The 430-nt window shown below is 49.8% G+C and carries 1 rRNA gene; it reads left to right on the top strand.

The annotated features are described in order from the left end of the window. Positions 1–430 (top strand): 23S ribosomal RNA (locus BHE89_RS20955); the annotation flags it as partial.

Genomic DNA, 430 nt, shown 5'->3' on the forward strand with positions numbered 1-430 from the left:
TCAGAGGCGATGAAGGACGTGCTAATCTGCGATAAGCGTCGGTAAGGTGATATGAACCGTTATACCCGACGATTTCCGAATGGGGGAAACCCAATATCCCATGGATATTATCATTAACTGAATACATAGGTTAATGAGGCGAACCGGGAGAACTGAAACATCTCAGTACCCCGAGGAAAAGAAATCAACCGAGATTCCCCTAGTAGCGGCGAGCGAACGGGGGAACAGCCCAGAGTCTTAATCAATGGCAGCATCAGGAGAACGGTCTGGAAAGTCCGGCAGTAAAGGGTGATAGCCCCGTATCCGAAGATGCTGTTATTGTGAACTCGACGAGTAGGGCGGGACACGTGTTATCCTGTCTGAATATGGGGGGGACCATCCTCCAAGGCTAAATACTCCTGATTGACCGATAGTGAACCAGTACCGTGAG

The organism is Shigella sp. FC1967 (assembly GCF_001743005.1).
Classification (GTDB): domain Bacteria; phylum Pseudomonadota; class Gammaproteobacteria; order Enterobacterales; family Enterobacteriaceae; genus Proteus.